The 17,220-nt window shown below is 63.8% G+C and carries 14 protein-coding genes; 1 reads left to right on the plus strand and 13 read right to left on the minus strand.

Going from position 1 to position 17,220, the window contains the following annotated elements; all coding sequences use genetic code 11:
- Nucleotides 1–96: 96 nt before the first annotated feature.
- The 5 genes from ugpC to A9K66_RS13080 form a co-directional block, all read right to left on the minus strand.
- Nucleotides 97–1,209 carry a sn-glycerol-3-phosphate ABC transporter ATP-binding protein UgpC gene (gene ugpC / locus A9K66_RS13060; protein WP_066996021.1) on the minus strand — a complete coding sequence of 371 codons (1,113 nt, stop codon included), beginning with the start codon at nucleotides 1,207–1,209 and terminating at the stop codon, nucleotides 97–99.
- A gap of 33 nt (nucleotides 1,210–1,242) precedes the next feature.
- Nucleotides 1,243–2,907 carry an alpha-glucosidase family protein gene (locus A9K66_RS13065; protein WP_067324091.1) on the minus strand — a complete coding sequence of 555 codons (1,665 nt, stop codon included), beginning with the start codon at nucleotides 2,905–2,907 and terminating at the stop codon, nucleotides 1,243–1,245.
- A 4-nt stretch (nucleotides 2,908–2,911) separates the two neighbouring features.
- Nucleotides 2,912–4,066 (minus strand): carbohydrate ABC transporter permease, encoded by a 1,155-nt coding sequence (locus A9K66_RS13070; RefSeq protein ID WP_067324093.1) that lies wholly within the window; start codon nucleotides 4,064–4,066, stop codon nucleotides 2,912–2,914.
- A 1-nt stretch (nucleotide 4,067) separates the two neighbouring features.
- Nucleotides 4,068–5,081, minus strand: coding sequence for a sugar ABC transporter permease (locus tag A9K66_RS13075; RefSeq protein WP_066996012.1), 1,014 nt, complete (start codon nucleotides 5,079–5,081; stop codon nucleotides 4,068–4,070).
- A gap of 175 nt (nucleotides 5,082–5,256) precedes the next feature.
- Nucleotides 5,257–6,612 (minus strand): ABC transporter substrate-binding protein, encoded by a 1,356-nt coding sequence (locus A9K66_RS13080; RefSeq protein ID WP_066996009.1) that lies wholly within the window; start codon nucleotides 6,610–6,612, stop codon nucleotides 5,257–5,259.
- 361 nt (nucleotides 6,613–6,973) lie between these two features.
- On the opposite strand from A9K66_RS13080, the gene A9K66_RS13085 reads away from it, so the two are divergent.
- Nucleotides 6,974–7,996 carry a substrate-binding domain-containing protein gene (locus A9K66_RS13085; RefSeq protein WP_067324096.1) on the plus strand — a complete coding sequence of 341 codons (1,023 nt, stop codon included), beginning with the start codon at nucleotides 6,974–6,976 and terminating at the stop codon, nucleotides 7,994–7,996.
- Nucleotides 7,997–8,225: 229 nt separating this feature from the next.
- Here the strand turns inward: A9K66_RS13085 and A9K66_RS13090 are convergent, their stop codons facing one another.
- The 8 genes from A9K66_RS13090 to A9K66_RS13125 all read right to left on the minus strand — a co-directional run bounded on the left by A9K66_RS13090 (nucleotide 8,226) and on the right by A9K66_RS13125 (nucleotide 17,146).
- Nucleotides 8,226–9,668 carry a S8 family serine peptidase gene (locus tag A9K66_RS13090; RefSeq protein WP_067324098.1) on the minus strand — a complete coding sequence of 481 codons (1,443 nt, stop codon included), beginning with the start codon at nucleotides 9,666–9,668 and terminating at the stop codon, nucleotides 8,226–8,228.
- Nucleotides 9,658–10,326, minus strand: a complete 669-nt coding sequence (locus A9K66_RS13095) for an anti-sigma factor (protein ID WP_082953845.1) — start codon at nucleotides 10,324–10,326, stop codon at nucleotides 9,658–9,660. Before A9K66_RS13095 ends, A9K66_RS13090 begins: the two co-directional genes overlap by 11 nt.
- Nucleotides 10,323–10,889, minus strand: a complete 567-nt coding sequence (locus tag A9K66_RS13100) for a sigma-70 family RNA polymerase sigma factor (protein WP_067324697.1) — start codon at nucleotides 10,887–10,889, stop codon at nucleotides 10,323–10,325. Before A9K66_RS13100 ends, A9K66_RS13095 begins: the two co-directional genes overlap by 4 nt.
- 272 nt (nucleotides 10,890–11,161) lie before the next feature.
- Complete coding sequence (locus tag A9K66_RS13105; RefSeq protein ID WP_082953873.1) at nucleotides 11,162–12,001, minus strand: alkaline phosphatase family protein; 840 nt, start codon at nucleotides 11,999–12,001, stop codon at nucleotides 11,162–11,164.
- An 87-nt stretch (nucleotides 12,002–12,088) separates the two neighbouring features.
- On the minus strand, nucleotides 12,089–13,744 hold the full coding sequence (locus A9K66_RS13110; protein ID WP_067324103.1) for an ABC transporter ATP-binding protein: 1,656 nt from the start codon (nucleotides 13,742–13,744) through the stop codon (nucleotides 12,089–12,091).
- On the minus strand, nucleotides 13,744–14,571 hold the full coding sequence (locus tag A9K66_RS13115) for an ABC transporter permease (RefSeq protein ID WP_066995982.1): 828 nt from the start codon (nucleotides 14,569–14,571) through the stop codon (nucleotides 13,744–13,746). The genes A9K66_RS13110 and A9K66_RS13115 overlap by 1 nt, the downstream gene beginning before the upstream one ends.
- 11 nt (nucleotides 14,572–14,582) lie before the next feature.
- Nucleotides 14,583–15,542, minus strand: coding sequence for an ABC transporter permease (locus tag A9K66_RS13120; RefSeq protein WP_067324105.1), 960 nt, complete (start codon nucleotides 15,540–15,542; stop codon nucleotides 14,583–14,585).
- Nucleotides 15,543–15,559: 17 nt separating this feature from the next.
- Nucleotides 15,560–17,146: an ABC transporter substrate-binding protein gene (locus A9K66_RS13125; protein WP_067324106.1), complete on the minus strand. Its 1,587-nt coding sequence runs from the start codon at nucleotides 17,144–17,146 to the stop codon at nucleotides 15,560–15,562.
- Nucleotides 17,147–17,220: the final 74 nt, after the last annotated feature.

Raw genomic sequence — 17,220 nt, forward strand, 5'->3', positions numbered from 1 at the left:
GCAGTTGACGAAAAAGGAGCGGCGAGGCCAAACCTCGCCGCTCTTTCTTTATCCGGACCGACCCGTGCCTCATGGCCGAAACGGCAGCACCGAGCGTCAGGCCGCCTTCGCCTCGTCGCGATGCAGCGTGAAGGAATGCCCCTCCGCGTCGAAGATGTGCAGATCCCCGGCGCCGGCATTGAGCCGCAGCGTCTCGCCGCGCTTGACCTCGACATTTCCCGGCAGTTTGGCCACCAGCGGCAGATCGGCGCGGCCGATGTCGACATAGACGAGTTGAACCTCGCCGAGCTGCTCGATATAATCGACCTTGCCTTCGAACAGGTAATCCGTCCCGGTCGCGATCGCGAGATCCTCGGGCCGCACGCCGAAGCTCACCGCCGCGCCGTTCGCCGAAGCGGGCGTTGTGATCGGCACCGTCGCCTTGCGGTCGCCGACATGGCTGACCACGGTCGGATTGCCGGCCTTCTCGATCTTCGCCGGCAATATGTTCATGGCCGGCGATCCGATGAACTGCGCGACGAAGAGATTGCCCGGCCGCTTGTAGAGCTCCATCGGCGTGCCGACCTGCTCGACGACGCCTTCCTTCAGCACCACGATGCGGTCCGCCAGCGTCATCGCCTCGACCTGGTCGTGCGTGACGTAGATCATCGTCGTGTTCGGCATCGATTCTTTCAGCTTGGCGATCTCGATGCGGGTGGCGACGCGCAGTGCCGCATCGAGATTCGACAGCGGCTCGTCGAACAGGAACACCTTCGGATTGCGCACAATGGCACGGCCGATGGCGACGCGCTGGCGCTGGCCGCCCGACATCGCCTTGGGCAGGCGGTCGAGATACTTGGTGAGCTGCAGGATCTCGGCCGCCTGGCGCACGCGCTTGTCGATCTCGGCCTTGCTTTCCTTACCGATCTTCATCGAGAAGGCCATGTTGTCGTAAACGGTCATATGCGGATAGAGCGCATAGGACTGGAACACCATGGCGATGCCCCGCTTCGAAGGCGGCACGTCGTTCACAACTTCGCCGTCGATCTGGAGCACGCCGGAGGTGATTTCCTCGAGACCGGCGATCGACCTCAGCAAGGTCGACTTGCCGCAGCCCGACGGCCCGACGAACACGATGAACTCGCCCGATTTGATGTCGAGGTCGATGCCGTGGAGAATGTTGAGGTTGCCGTATGATTTCTTCACCTGGTTCAGCGTGACATCGGCCATGGTTTCCTCTCCCAGTGATTGTCTGTTCTCAACTCAGTCGATCCGCCCGAACCAAGCGCCATAGCCGCCAAGGCGGATGGGCCCGGTGCCACCTTGTCCCGAAAAGCCATGTCCCGGCAAGGGCTGCAGCGAGCCCTTGCCGAGATCGACTTCGGCCGGCTTGCTGGCGAGGTTGAAGACGCAGGCGATGCGCTCGTTGCCTTCGCGGCGCGTGAAGGCGACGGTGTCGCCATCGCTTTCGATAAAGTCGATTTCGCCCTTGCCCAGCGCCGAATGCTGGCGCCGGAAGGCGAGGAAGCGCCGGTAATGCTCGAGCAGCGAGCTCGGATCGCCCTGCTGCACATTCACGGCTTGCGCCAGATGCTTGCCGGGCACCGGCAGCCAGGGCTTGGCGGTCGAGAAGCCGCCATTCTTGGCCGCCGCATCCCACACCATCGGCGTGCGGCAGCCGTCGCGGCCCTTGAATTCCGGCCAGAAACGGATGCCGTAGGGGTCTTGCAGGTCCTCGAATTTGAGTTCCGCCTCGCCGAGGCCGAGCTCTTCGCCCTGATAGATGCAGACCGAGCCGCGCAGCGACATCAACAGCGCCGAGATCACCTTGAGATAAGCGCTCGGGTCCGCTTCGTTGGCGGCCCAGCGCGAGGCCACGCGCATCACGTCATGATTGGAGAACGCCCAGCAGGACCAGCCGTCCCTGGCGACCCGGCCGAAGGCCTCCAGTACCGCCCGCACCTTGGCGGCGCTGATCTTTTCCGGTGCCAGGAAGTCGAAGGAATAGCACATGTGAACGCGCTTGCCGTCGGCGGTGTAGGCGGCCACCACTTCCAGCCCGCGCTGCGAATCGCCGACCTCGCCGACGGCGGCTTGCGCCGGATATTCGTCGAGCAGCGCGCGGAAGCGCTCAAGGAAACCGAGATTCTCCGGCCGGCTCTTGTCGTAGATATGGTCCTGGTAATTGTAGGGGTTCACGGCCGGCGCCGTCTGGTCGTTGCGCTCTTCCGGCGGCAGCGGCGGGTTGTCCTCCAGCCCCAGGCTGTGGAAGTAGAAATTGATGGTGTCGAGCCGAAAGCCGTCGACGCCGCGCTCCAGCCAGAAGCGGGTGATGTTGAGCAGCGCGTCCTGAACCTCGGCGTTGTGGAAGTTGAGATCGGGCTGCTCGGCCAGGAAATTATGCATGTAATATTGCTGGCGGCTTGTATCCCATTGCCAGGCCGAGCCGCCGAAGATCGACAGCCAATTGTTGGGCGGCGTGCCGTCGGGCTTGGCGTCCGCCCACACATACCAGTCGGCTTTCGGATTGGTCCGGCTGGAGCGGCTTTCCTTGAACCAGGGGTGGATGTCGGCGGTGTGCGACAGCACCTCGTCGATCATCACCTTGAGGCCCAGCCGATGGGCTTCCGCCACCAGCGCGTCGAAGTCGGCCAGCGTGCCGAACATCGGATCGACGTCGCAATAGTCCGACACGTCGTAGCCGAAATCCTTCATCGGCGATTTGAAGAAGGGCGAGATCCAGATGGCGTCGACGCCGAGCGAGGCGATGTAGGGCAGCCGCCGGACAATGCCTTGCAGGTCGCCGATGCCGTCGCCGTTCGAGTCCTGATAAGAGCGCGGATAGATCTGGTAGATCACCGCGCCCCGCCACCAGTCGCGGTCTACGGCGGGGTCCGGTCTCGAACTCGTCTTCAAAGCCGATTGCATTGTCTCAACCTCCTTTCACCGAGCCGGCAAGCAGCCCGCGGACGAAATAGCGCTGCAGTGAGAAGAACACGATCAGCGGCACGATGATGGTGATGAAGGCCGATGTCGTGAGGATTTCCCAATTGCCGCCTCTCGAGCCGAGCAGCGCGTTGAGTTGCGCCGTCAGCACGATCTGGTCGGGCGCCGTGCCGAGGAAAACCATCGCCACCAACAGATCGTTCCACACCCACAGGAATTGAAAGATGGCGAAGGAGGCAAGCACCGGGAAGGACAGCGGCAGCACGATCTTGACGAAGATCTCGAAATCGCTGGCGCCGTCGATCCGTGCCGATTCCATGATCTCGCGCGGCAGGCCGGCGATATAGCTTCTGAGCAGGTAGATGGCGAAGGGCAGGCCGAAGCCGGTATGCGCCAGCCAGATGCCGAGATAGGTTTTCGACGGCACGCCGAAGAAGGTCCCGACGCCGTTGTAGAGCTTGAGCAGCGGGATCAGCGACATCTGCAGCGGCACCACCAGCAGGCCGATGATCACCGCAATCAGCAGCGCCCTTCCGGGAAAGCGCATCCAGGCCAACGCATAGGCGGCGAAGGCCGCGATCAGGATCGGGATCACCGTCGCCGGAATGGTCACGGTCAGCGAGTTCATGAAGGAGCGGCCGATACCTTGCGACAGAAGCACGTTCTCGTAGTTTTCCGTGGTGAATTTCGGCGGCGCCGAGGAGGCATAATAGACACGCTGGCCGCGATCGCCTTCGAAGGGCTTCGGCGAAGACAGCACGAAGGTGCCGTCGGCGTTGACCTGCAGCGACACCCCATCGCCGAGATCGGCAGCCGTGCCGGCCTTGTATTGTGTCGGCGCCGCCGCCTTGGTGCCGAAGGCGCTGATCGCACGCTTGGCGCCGTCGCCGAAGACGTTGCCTTCGATGACGTATTTGCCGTCCTTCTGGGTTTGTGCGGACGCAGCCGGCAGACGCCCAGCCTCGGTCTGGCTGGAGCTTGAGAAGGAGTTCCACCAACCCGACGCGATGATCTGGTCCTTGTCGCGCAGCGACGACACGAGGATGCCGAGTGTCGGGATGGTCCAGATGACGACGAAGACCAGCACGGCGAGATGAACGCCGAATCGGCCGACGAAGGACTTTCCGCGGGTCGCAGCCATCTCAGTGTCCTCCCGTCTCTTTGTTGGCCTGGCGAATGTTCCAGACCATGATCGGGATGACCGCGATCATGATGATGATCGCGATCGTGGCACCGCGGCCGAAATCGCCGCCGCCGCGAAACATCCAGTCGAACATCAGATTGGCGAGCACCTGGCTGTTCCATTGGCCGTTGGTCATGGTCAGCACGATGTCGAACACTTTCAGCACCAGGATGGTGATGGTGGTCCAGACAACTGCGATCGTCCCCCAGATCTGCGGCACCATGATCTTCCAGAAGATCTGGAACGGGTTGGCGCCGTCGATCACGGCCGCCTCCAGCGTCTCTTCCGGAATGCCGCGCAAGGCCGACGACAGGATCACCATGGCGAACCCTGTCTGGATCCAGATCAGGATCACCATCAGGAAGAAATTGTTCCAGAACGGCAGCGATATCCAGACCTGCGGCTGGCCGCCGAAATACTGGATGATGGCGTTGAGCAGGCCGATCTGCACCTGGCCCTCGCCGCGATACTCGTAGATGAATTTCCAGATCACGCTGGCGCCGACGAAAGAAATCGCCAGCGGCAGGAAGATAAGGCTCTTGGCGATCGTCCCCCACCAGATCTTGTCGGTGAGCACGGCGATGATCAGGCCGAGAAAGGTGCAGGCCGCCGGCACCACCGCCAGCCATAGGATGTTGTTGAAAATCGAGTTGCGGAAATCCTGGTCGCTGAACGCCCATTGGTAGTTGGCGAGGCCGACGAAGTGCTCGCCGCCGCGGTCGAGAAAAGAGAGCCGCAGCGTCTCGATCACCGGATAGATCAGATAGATGGTCAGGATGATCATCGCCGGCCCGACGAACAGCCATGGCCGCACCAGCCCTTGCCGGCGCAGATTGTCGACGGCGGCGCTGCCGGAGACGCCGCGCGACGGAAAGATGAGATCGAGCAGCTTGTTGGCGCCCCAGAAATACGCGACACAGCCGCCGACGCCGATGATGATGACGAATATGGCCGAGAAAATCTGAGCCGCCATGGGTCCCTCTCCCTGGGCATGACCGGCCGGCCAAGGCTGGCAGGCGCATGCGCCGACTTTCAGTTATTCGGAACGCGAAGGCTTCCGGCGTGCGTTGCCGGTCGGACCCGGGCCGTAGCCCGGATCCAGTAGGAGGATGAGGAAAGTCTCGGGTCGCGCGCGGCGGCCTCTCTGCTTACTTGATGGCATCCCAGCTCTTCTGGATATCGGCGGCGACGTCCTGGGCGGACTTGCCGCCGACCAGGTCGATCATGCCGGTCCAGAAGGAGCCTGCGCCGACCTTGCCGGGCATCAGGTCCGAGCCGTCGAAACGCACCGTGGTGGCCCCGACCAGGATCTCGCCCTGCTTCTTCAGCGCGTCGCTGCCATAGGCGTCCTTGTTGGCTCCTTTGAAGGGCGTGACGAAGCTCTTCTGCGCCATCCACAATTCGTGCGCGAGCGGCATCTCGAGGAACTTGATGAACTCACGCGAAGCCTTGGAATCCTTGGTGATCATCACCAGCGTTCCGGCCACTTCCAGCGGCGTGCCCAGTTCCGGCTTCGAGGCATAGGGCGGGTAGGGGAAGAAGTCCGCATCCTGGCCGAGCTTCACATTCTCCGGGAAGAACGAAGGAATGAACGATGCCTGATGGTGCATGTAGCACTTCGGCGGCACCGTAAAGAGGCCCTTCGGGCTGTCGCGGAAGTCGGTTGCGGCGACTGCCTTGGCACCGCCGTCGACCATCTTGTCGTCGGTTGCGATCTTGCCGAAGATGTCGAGGGCGTTGACCACGGCCGGATCGGTGAAGGGAATCTCGTTCTTCACCCATTTGTCGTAGACTTCCGGCGGCTGGGTGCGCAGCATGATGTCCTCGACCCAGTCGGTCGCCGGCCAGCCGGTGGCGCCGCCCGAACCCAGGCCGATGCACCAGGGCTTGCCGCCGTCGGCAATGATCTTCTTTTCGAGATCGGCCAGTTCCTCCTGAGTCTTCGGAACTTTGTAGCCTGCCTCCTCGAAATTATCTGGCGAGTACCAGACCAGACCTTTCACGTCGATCTTGTAGGGAAAGGCATAGAAGCCCGGCTTGCCGTCCTTGCCCGTATAGGTGCCGAGCTTGGCCCAGGAGTCGCCGGCGGCATAATTTTCCTTGATCCAGGCGGCGACGTCGTCGCCCAGCGGGGTCAGCACACCCTTGGAAGCGAGATCCTGGATCAGTCCCGGCTGTGGCAGGATGGCGATGTTGGGCGGGCTGCCGGCCTGTGTGTCGATGACGATCTGCTGCTCATAATTCTCGGACGAGGAGTATTTGACCTCCGCTCCCGTCGCCTCGGAGAAATAGTCGAGCACCGAACGCACGAGCGTCTCGTCCTCGCCGCGCCACGGACCGAAGATGGTCAGCGTTTCGCCCTTGAGGTCGACCTTTTTGAGATCGTCGTAATTCGCCCAATGAAACTTCGAATCCTCGCCCGGCTTGAATTTCAGTTCGGCATGTGCCGGCAGGCCAAGGGTGAGCGCAGCGAACGCAGCACCCAAGAGAAGCATTTTCTTCATGGCAGTCCTCCCAGTGTTGAGACAGTTCGGACGAAACCTCCATCTCGTCCGCCGACGCCCACGGAACTGTGACTCAGCGAGAAGGCAACCGCAACCTTTCGAAGAGTCTTCCAAAGCGCTTTGGCTAAAGCTGATCTCGCCATTGAATCATGCGGAAGTCAAGAGGTCGGCCGTGCTAATCGATTTAAACCCGCTTGCGAGTGAAGGAAAAAGTGCAATGCAGCAAGCTTTTTTGGCGCTGCAGCAGCAATTTCGGCTTCAAACTGCCTGTGGCGGCCCCTAAGGTCATGACGTTCCGACGACGGTGCCAGCGATCCTCGGATCGATTCAAATTGAAAGCGCTTTGAGGCTGGAGGCCTCGATGAACCTCAAGCAACTCTCGCACATGCTGTCGCTTTCGCAAACCACGGTAAGCCGGGCGCTGAACGGCTACCCGGAGGTCAGCGAGGAGACGCGGCGTCGCGTGATGGATGCCGCTAAGCGCCACGGCTACCGGCCGAACCCCAGCGCGAGGCGGCTGGCCACCGGCAAATCGGGAATGATCGGCTATGTGCTGCCGACCGGCAACGCCGTCGACATCGATCCGCATTTCGTCGAGTTTCTTTCGGGTCTCGGCGACTATGCCCGCTCGCACGAGCTCGATCTGGTGCTCTCGCCGGCCGACGCCGACGACCAGGAGACGACCTATCGGCGCATCGTCGCCAACCGGCAGGTCGACGCCGTCTACATTTCCTCGCCACGCCCGGCCGACCGGCGGCTGGCGCTGGTCAACACGCTGGGCATCCCCTTCATCGTCCATGGCCGCAGCGAGGGCTTTGAGTTCGACTATCCCTATCTCGATATCGACAACGAGGGCGCCTTCCACGAAGCGGCCAGGCTTCTCGTCCAGCTCGGCCACAAGCGGCTGGCGCTGATCAACGGCGATGACCGCGAGACCTTCGCCATCCATCGCGAGCGCGGCGTGCGCCGGGCGCTTGCCGCCAGCGGACTGACACTGGGCGAGCGCCACATCTGTTCCACGACCATGACCGAGGAAAATGGCTATCGCGCCGCCCGCCGCCTGCTCGAAGAAAGCGGAGCCCCGACGGCGATCGTCTGCTCCAGTCTCATCATGGCGCTCGGCGTCGTCCGCGCCGTGCGCGATCTCGGCCTGACCATTCCGGGCGATCTGTCGCTGGTCGCCCATGACGACGTCTTTCCCTGGCTGCGGCCGGAGAATTTCCCGGTGCCGCTGTCGACCACGCGCTCCTCGATCCGCCTTGCCGGCGCGCGCGTGGCCGAGCGGCTGGCGGCGCGCATATCAGGGCTGGAAGAGGGCGCGCGCGGCGAGGTCTGGCCGGTCGATCTGGTGGTGCGGGGGTCGGTGGCCGGCGCGCCGGTGTAGGGATCGTGTTCCGACAGACGAGACGCGTTGAGTTCCGTCGCACCCCCCTCTGTCCTGCCGGACATCTCCCCCGCAAGGGGGGAGATTGGACGTCGCAGCCGTATTCGCCAATACTCGACTTTGAGGAGCGGGGTCGGCGCTGAAACTGCTGATCTCCCCCCTTGCGGGGGAGATGGCCGGCAGGCCAGAGGGGGGTGCTGTCCCGCCGGCGCCACAGATTTTCGGGAGCCTATTTCTTCGCAGCCCCAGCTGCTTTTATATCCAACAGCCCATAGCCGAAGTCATTGTCCCGCCCCTTCGGGCCGAGATCCTTGGCCGTGGCCGCCAGCGCCTTCTCGATCTCATCGGCCGAGCGGTCGGGCGCGGCATGGATCAGGTTGGCGATCGCGCCTGAGACGATCGCGGCGGCGAAGGAGGTGCCGGTCACCACGTCCGAGCCGGTGCCGCTCGGCGCAACCATCTCAACGCCCGGCGCCGAGAGGAAGACATAGGCGCCGCGATTGGCTTGCGGCATCAGCCCGTCCTTGGCGTCGGTCGCGGTGACCGCGATGACGCCGTCGAAGGCTGCCGGATAGCCGTAAGGCGCCTTCGGCCCGTTGTTGCCGGCCGCTGCGACCAGCACCATGCCGAGCGCGCGCGCATTGCGGCAGGCGGTGCCGAGCAGGTCGTTCTTCGGCCCGACGAAGCTCATATTGATGATGCGCACGTCCTGTTCCGCCGCCCAGTCGAGCGCCGACAGGATGACGTCCATACTCGACTTGCCGCCTTCGAAGGCTCGTGCGTGATAGATCTTGGCGCCCGGCGCGATGCCTTCCAGCGCGCCGACGCCGGCGATCAGCCCGTCGACGGAGGTGCCGTGGTCGCGCTTCTTGATCGGCACGTTCGGCATGGCGTCGAACTGGCCGGCGATCACGCCTTTTAGCGCTGGGTTGGTATCGTCGATGCCGGTGTCGATGACGGCGACGCGCACGTTCTCGCCGCTCGCCTGTTTCGAATCGAGCGCGATGCGCTCGAAGGCATAGTTCACGATGCCGGCGGCCTGCTGCAGCGAATAGATGTGGTTGGGCTCACGCCGCTGCGTGCGCCCGTCGGCGGCAAGCTGCGCCAGCACGACGCCGACCGGCCGTCCGTCCGGAATGCCGTAGCGCACCAGCGTTGTGCCGAGCAGCCGCGACTGGCGCTGCGAGCGCACCTGAAGGCCGAAGGTGGTGGCGATCTGCTGCACCGCGCCGGCATCGCCGGCGACCGTCACCAGCACCTCGTCGGGCACGAACTCGCCACTGACCGCACGCGGCGGCGCGACGACATTGAGCCCGGTAGGCGATGTGATGGGGCCGCTTGGCGGCGGAGCGGGCGCCGCTGTGCTTGTTGGACTCTTTGGAGGCGCCGGCTGCGTTGGCGCAGGCGTCGGCCGTGCCGGCGGATTCGGGAACAGGTCGACGATCAGCGCCGGCAGGAACACAGCGCCAACGGCGGCATTGCCCGCGCCGGATTTCCCGCCGCCATTCCTGACGCCGTCCTCGTCGCAGTCAGCGCCGGCCGCCGTCGTCCGGTTGAGGCAGTCGATCTGCTTTTGCGAGAGGTTCGGATCGTTGGTCTGCGCCACGGCGGGAGCGCCTACAAATGTCGCCGCGAGGATTGCCGCATGAAGAACGACCGCCTTAGCCGCCATCGACCGGTTTCCTTCCCTGCACCACAGCTTCCGCGAAAGGCTGGGCGGCAATAAGGCCGACGAGCTTGTCGTAGTCGGCCGCCGTGCTGGCCGGGATTGTCACGTGAAACACATCGTCGGCGGTCGGCCCGCCGGCGATCTTCAGCCCGTTCTGCCCAAGGAAGGCGGCGATGTCCGACATCCTGGCATCCGGCTTGAACTTGACCAGGGCGAAGGGCAGGTTTGCCAGATCATCCTGAGCGCCGGCGATTTCAAAGTCGTTGCCCTTGCCGCCCGGCCGCTCGAAAGACTGCGCCACGACCAGCGCAAGCAGCGCCGCGGCCGCCGCCCAGGCGACGCCCGAGGGGATTGCCGTGACCCGGCCGAAGACCTTCGCCAGCCATGACTGGCCGGGGGGCGCTCGCGCCGGACCGGCCTCGGCGTCGAGCGCCCTTGCAAAGCGGGAGAGCGCGTCGGCCGGCGGTCGGATCGCTTCGTTGGCGGCGGCGGTGCCGGAGAATTCGGCTTCCGCCTCGCCGAGCGCGGCCATCGCCGCAGGATCGGAGGCCAGCCATTCCTCGACGGCTTCGAGTTCTGCGCCTTCCAGCGAACCGTTGAGGTAAAACGGCAGCAACGTCTCCATCTCGTCGCGGCGCGACATCTTTTCAGCGGCGCTCATGGCCACCCCCTGTCGTAACCGGCCGCCTTGAGGGCCTCGCCGAGTTTCTTGCGGGCGTAGAACATCCTGGTCTTGACAGTGGCAACCGGGATGTTGAGCACCTCGCCGATCTCGGTCACCGACTGGCCATGGTAATAGGCAAGGTCGATCACCGTGCGGTGTTCCTCCGGCAAGGCATCGACAAAGCGGCGCAAGGCGGCGGCCTTGTCTTCCTTCATGGTGACCACTTCCGGCGTGTCGGCGCTGTCGGGAACCTGCGCCGCGTCATCGTCGTCGATCCAGTCTTCCTTCTTCTTGCGCAGCAAGGACAGTGCCTTGAAGCGGGCGATGCCGAGCAGCCAGGTCGAGACTTCGGAGCGGCCTTCGAAGCTCGGCGCTTGGCGCCACAGCTCGAGAAAGACCTCGTTGGTGATATCGTCGGCCATCATTTCCGATCCCGTCTGGCGCGCCACGAAACGGTAGATCCGCGCGTGGTGACGCATGAACAGGAGCCGCACGGCGGCCCGGTCGCCCTTCGCGACCCGGTCTACAAGCGCGCGATCGGTTTCGGTCGCCGCGTTCATGGCCGGTCGAGCCGCCTGGCTCCTCGTGGCTCTGTCGCTGGTCGGTCCAAAAAGGTTCATCCTCCGCCAGGGAATTTTCGGAAGCTAACCGAAGAAGATGAGCGTTGCCAGAGGTGGCGCCCCCTTCTCCCCTTGGGGGAGAAGGTAGATCGGCGCGGAGCGCCGAGACGGGTTGAGGGGTGTTCCAGCGGAGTGAGACGTTGGCGTTCACTGAAACACCCCTCATTCGTCGCCTTTGGCGACACCTTCTCCCACAAGGGGAGAAGGGGAAGCTAAATCAAAAACACCTTCCCCTTCATCGTCGCCGGCACCTCCACGCCGAGCCGGCTCAGCACCGTCGGCGCGAGCTGCAGCTGGTCGAGCAGCGCGTCGGCTTCTGGACCCTTCGCCGGCCCGAAATAGTAGAGCGCGAAATCCTGCATCTCGTCGTCATGCCCGCCGTGATGGCCGCGGTCCGTCTGGCCGTGATCGGCGGTGACGATGACTTCATAGCCGGCTTCGCGCCAGCCGGGCAGGAAGGCGGCGAGCATACCGTCCATCGCGTAGCAGGCATGATCCATCTCGTGGCAGTCGTGGCCGAAGCGATGGCCCATCGAGTCCAGCGTGCAGCTGTGCAGGACGCCGTAGTCGATGCCGTGGCGGCGGGTGAGCATGGTCAATGTCGCGAACAGGTCGACATCGCTCGGCGTCATCTGGTTCTTGAGATTGTAGCCGGTCATGGTGTGGAAGCGGCCATGCGTGATCGGCCCGCCAGGCTCGTCGAATTCCATGTCCTCGACGAGATCGAATGGATAGGAGCGGAAGAATTCCGACCAGTAGGAATGCGTCACCGCCCCGGTCCTGCCGCCGGCCTTGCTGACCTCCGAGAAGATATCGGGCTGCCTGACCCGGAACCGGTTCTCGTTGGAGAGGATGCCATGAACCTGCGGCGTGACCCCGGTATGGATCGAGGCGTAGCAGCAGGCCGATGTTGACGGCAGCACGGAGCGCATTCTCCAAACTTGCGCCTCACCAGACTGTACCCAGCCTTCGAGATTGCCCATGAGCCGGCGCCAGTTCCGGTAGGGCACGCCGTCAAGGATGATGAGCAGCAATTTGGATTTAAGCGCCACGGGCAATTCCATGCGGTCTGGCGGGAGAGATCGGCGGGCTTGACCGGTCCGGCCAAGTCCGAGAAGTGCAGCGAAGAGCTAGCCAGCTTAGTTGCCGGCGCTTTCCATGCGCCGGCCGGCAATCGCCTTCTCCAGCCAGCCGATCTCCATTTCGGGGACGGAGGACAAGAGAAGGTCGGTATAGGCATCGAAGGGCGGCGCCAGCACCTTGCTCTTGGAGCCGTAGCGAACGACCTCGCCGCGATACATGACCGCGATCGAATCGGCGATCGACTTCACTGTCGCGAGATCGTGGGTGATGAAGAGATAGGCCACTTTCTCGATCTGCTGCAGGTTGAGCAGCAGCTTGAGGATGCCGTGGGCGACCAGCGGATCGAGCGCCGAGGTCACCTCGTCGCAGATGATCAGCTTCGGCTTGGCGGCGAGCGAACGGGCGATGCAGACGCGCTGCTTCTGGCCGCCGGAAAGCTCGGCCGGATAGCGGTCGATGAAGCCCTTGCCCATCTCGATCTGGTCGAGCAGCTCGGCGACGCGCTTGTCGCGCTCGCGGCCTCTTATGCCGAAATAGAACTCGAGCGGCCGGCCGATGATCGTTCCCACGGTCTGGCGCGGGTTCATCGCGACATCGGCCATCTGGTAGATCATCTGCAGCTGGCGCAGATCCTCCTTCGGCCGGTCGGCGAGCCTGTTGCCAAGCGTTCGGCCGTCGAAGAAGACGCTGCCCTGCTCGGGCGGCAGGAGGCCGGTGATGGCGCGCGCCAGCGTCGATTTGCCGGAACCGCTCTCGCCGACGACGGCTAGCGTCTGGCCCGGGTAGATGTCGACCGAGACGTTCTTCAGCACCTTGACGAGACCGCCGCCATAGGCGGCCGTCACGTTCTTCACCGACAGCATTGGTGTGGTGCCGGGCTGCTGTTCGTTGTGCTCGATCTCATGCACCGAGACCAGCGCGTTGGTGTATTCCTGGCGCGGCTCCTTGATGATCTGGCGGGTACCGCCCCATTCGACCAGCCGGCCATGGCGCAGCACCATGATCTCGTCCGCTACTTGCGCCACCACGGCGAGGTCGTGGGTGATGTATAAAGCCGCCACATGGGTATCGCGGATTGCGTCCTTGATCGCCGCCAGCACATCGATCTGCGTCGTCACGTCGAGCGCCGTGGTCGGCTCGTCGAAGACGATCAGGTCGGGCTCGGAGCAAAGCGCCATCGCCGTCATGACGCGCTGCAACTGGCCGCCGGAGACCTGGTGCGGGAAGCGCTCACCGATCGTTTCCGGATTGGGCAGGCTGAGCTTCTTGAACAGCGCGACGGCTCGCTTCTCGGCCTCGGCCCGGGTTGCCGTGCCGTGCAGAAGCGTCGCCTCCACCACCTGGTCCATCAGCCGGTGCGCCGGATTGAAGGCCGCCGCCGCCGACTGGGCAACATAGCACACTTCGCGGCCGCGCAGCTTGCGCAAGCCCTCCTTGCCGCCCTTCAGTATATCGCGGCCGTTGAGGATCACCTCGCCGCCGGTAATGCGCACGCCGCCTCGGCCATAGCCCATGGAGGACAGGCCGATCGTCGACTTGCCGGCGCCGGATTCGCCGATCAAGCCGAGCACCTTGCCCTTCTCCAGCGTCAGCGAGACATCATGGACAAGGGTGATGGTCTTCGGCGCCTCGCCGGGCGGGTAGACGGTCGCCTCGATGCGCAGATTGCGGATGTCGAGGAGTCGGCCGGAATTTGCTTTGCTGTCAGCCATCACCCGCGCCCTCCCTTCAGGCTGGTCGTGCGGTTGAGCACCCAGTCGGCGACAAGATTGACCGAGATCGCCAGAGCCGCGATCGCTGCCGCCGGGATGAGCGCCGCCGGGATGCCGAAGACGATGCCGTCCTTGTTCTCCTTCACCATGCCGCCCCAGTCGGCGTCCGGCGGCTGCACTCCGAGGCCGAGGAAGGAGAGCGTCGACAGGAAAAGCACCGCATAGATGAAGCGCAGGCCGAGTTCCGAGACCAGCGGCGACAGCGCGTTCGGCAGAATCTCGCGGAAAATGATCCAGCCGCTGCCTTCGCCGCGCAGTTTCGCGGCCTCGACATAGTCCATGACGTTGATGTCGACCGCCACCGCGCGCGACAAGCGGTAGACGCGGGTCGAATCGAGGATGCCCATCACCAGGATCAGCGTCACCAGGTTGGACGGCAGCACCGACAGGACGACCAGGCCCATGATCAGCGTCGGGATCGACATCAGCAGGTCGACGAGGCGCGACAGCATCGTGTCGAACCAGCCGCCGAACACCGCCGCCGAAAAGCCCAGAATGGCGCCGAGCGAAAAGGACAGCGCGGTGGCCAGCACGGCGATGAACAGCGTGATGCGGGCGCCATAGATCATGCGGGACAGGAGATCGCGGCCGAGATTGTCGGTGCCCAACAGGTGCACCGATGACATCGGTTCCCAAGGGACGTCGCTGACGATCTCGGCATTGCCGTGCGGGGCGATCCATGGCGCCAAGACCGCCGCCAGCACGAACAGCGTCGTCAGCACAATGCCGATCAGCGCCGCGACAGGAGTGCGTCTGATATCGAGCATACCGGCGCCCCCTACTTCGGATGCCTGAGCCGCGGATTGGCGACGATCGCCGCAATGTCCGCGATGATGTTGAGGGCGATATAGACGGCCGCAAAGATCAGGCCGACCGCCTGGACGACGGGAACGTCACGCTTGGTGACATGGTCGACGAGATATTGCCCCATGCCCGGATAGACGAAGATCACCTCGACCACGACGACGCCGACCACGAGATAGGCGAGGTTCAGCATGACGACATTGATGATCGGCGCGATCGCGTTCGGGAAGGCATGCTTGCGGATGACCGCGAAAGCCGAAAGCCCCTTGAGTTCCGCCGTCTCGACATAGGCCGATTGCATGACGTTGAGGATGGCCGCTCGCGTCATGCGCATCATGTGGGCCAGCACCACCAGCGTCAGCGCCGCCGCCGGCAGCGCGATCGCCTGCAAGCGCTCGCCTAACGACATTCCGTCATAGACGGTCGAGATGGCGGGAAACCATTGATGCTCGACCGCGAAGTAGAAGACCAGCAGGTAGCCGATGAAGAATTCCGGGAACGAGGTCGAGGCGAGCGCCACGCCGGAGATCATCTTGTCGACCCAGCCATTGCGGTAGCGCACCGCGATCAGGCCAAGCGTGATCGCCAGCGGAATGGCCACGATTGCCGCCCAGAAGGCCAGGAACAAGGTGTTCCACAGCCGTTCCTTGATCGATGTCGCGATGTCCTGCCCGCTCGACATCGCCGTGCCGAGATCGCCGGTGAGCACGCCGCCCAGCCAGTGGAAGTAGCGGATATAGGCAGGCTGATTGAGTCCGAGCTGTTCGCGCAGATTGGCGAGCGACTCCGGCGTCGCCGATTGTCCGAGGATGGCTTGGGCGACGTCGCCGGGCAGGATCTGCGTGCCGGCGAAGATCAGGACCGAAACGGCCAGCAGAAGGAGGATGCCCAGCGCAACGCGCTGGGCCACCAGTTTCACGACGGGTGAGGACATCTCCGCAAGGCCGGACCTTAGGCTTCCATCCAGCACTTCGCCAAGGCGTAGCCGTTCATCAGCTCCTGATGCGGATCGTCCACCCAGCCACCGACCTTGGGACCAGTTGCGTCGATGAACTGGTTGAACATCGGCAGGATCAAGCCGCCCTCGTCACGCACCATCACAGCCATGTCATGGTACATCTGCTTGCGCTTGGCCTCGTCGAGCTCGGCGCGCGCCGCCAGCACCATCTTGTCGAAGTCCGGCCGCTTGAACCGCGTGTCGTTCCAGTCGGCGCTCGACAGGTAGGCGGTCGAGTACATTTGGTCCTGCGTCGAGCGGCCGCCCCAATAGGAAGCGCAGAAGGGCTGCTTGTTCCAGACTTCGTTCCAGTAGCCGTCGCCGGGCTCGCGCTTGATTTCCAGCTTGATGCCGGCCTTGGCCGCGCTCTGCTGATAGAGCTGCGCGGCATCGACCGCGCCGGGGAAGGCGACGTCCGACGTCCTGAGCAGCACGGCGCCGTCGTGACCCGACTTCTTGTAGTGGAACTTGGCCTTGTCGGGATCGTATTTGCGCTGCTCGATCTCTGTGAACAGCGGGTAGGAGGCGTTGATCGGGAAGTCGTTGCCGAGCGAGCCGTAGCCGCGCAGCACCTTGTTCAGCATCTCTTCGCGGTTGATCGCCAGCTTCAGCGCCATCCTGAGGTCGTTGTTGTCGAACGGCGCCGTGTTGCAATGCATGATGAACACGTAGTGGCCGGGACCGGAGTGGTTGCGGATGGTGACGCCCCGCACGCGCTTGATCAGGTCGACGATCTTCGGCTCGACGCGGTTGATCATGTTGACCTGACCGCCCTGCAGGGCCGCCGTGCGCGCCGTCGCGTCGTTGATGACGACGACTTCGACCTGGTCGGCATGGCCCATCTTGTCGCCCTGCCAGTAGTTGGCGAAGCGTTCGCCGACATGGCGCACGCCGGGCTCGTTGACCTTGACCTTGTAAGGGCCGGCGCTGATGCCGGCGTCGGGTTTGTCCTTGCCGCCATTCGGCTGGACGATCAGGTGATAGTCGCTGAGCAGATAGGGAAGGTCGGCGTTGGCTTCCTTGAGGGTCAGCACCACTTCCTTGCCGTTGACCTTGATGGTCTCGATGCCCTTCATGTAGCCGAGCGCGCCGGACTTCGACTTCTCGTCCGAATGGCGCTCCAGCGTGGCGGCCACGTCCTGGGCGGTCACCGTCTTGCCGTTGTGGAATTCGATGCCGTCGCGGATCTTGAGCGTCCAGACCTTGGCGTCGTCGGAAGAGCCGATTTCCTCGGCGATGCGGTTCTCGAGCTTGCCGTCGGGCGACAGCTCGACGATCATTTCGCCCCAGCACTTGCCGAAGGCGAAGGGCACCTGGGTCATCATCAGGGCCGGGTCGAGGCTGTTGGTGGATTCACCGCCGACCAGGCCGGCCTTCAGCGTGCCGCCCTTGACGGGGCCGGCGGCCCGGGCAGCGCTCGAAAGCAGCGAGTTGGCGAAGGGCGCGGTGACGCCGAGCGCGGCGGCGCGGCCAAGGAAGTCGCGGCGGCTGAGCTTTCCGGCAGCGACGCGCCGGCTGAGATAGTCGAGTTCGTTTGTCATTATGGGTTCCTCACTCTGATGGTACGACCATGTGGTCGGTTCTTGTTCTTGTGAGGGATAATGAGCGCAACGGA

Source organism: Mesorhizobium sp. AA23 (genome assembly GCF_001672435.1).
GTDB lineage: Bacteria > Pseudomonadota > Alphaproteobacteria > Rhizobiales > Rhizobiaceae > Mesorhizobium.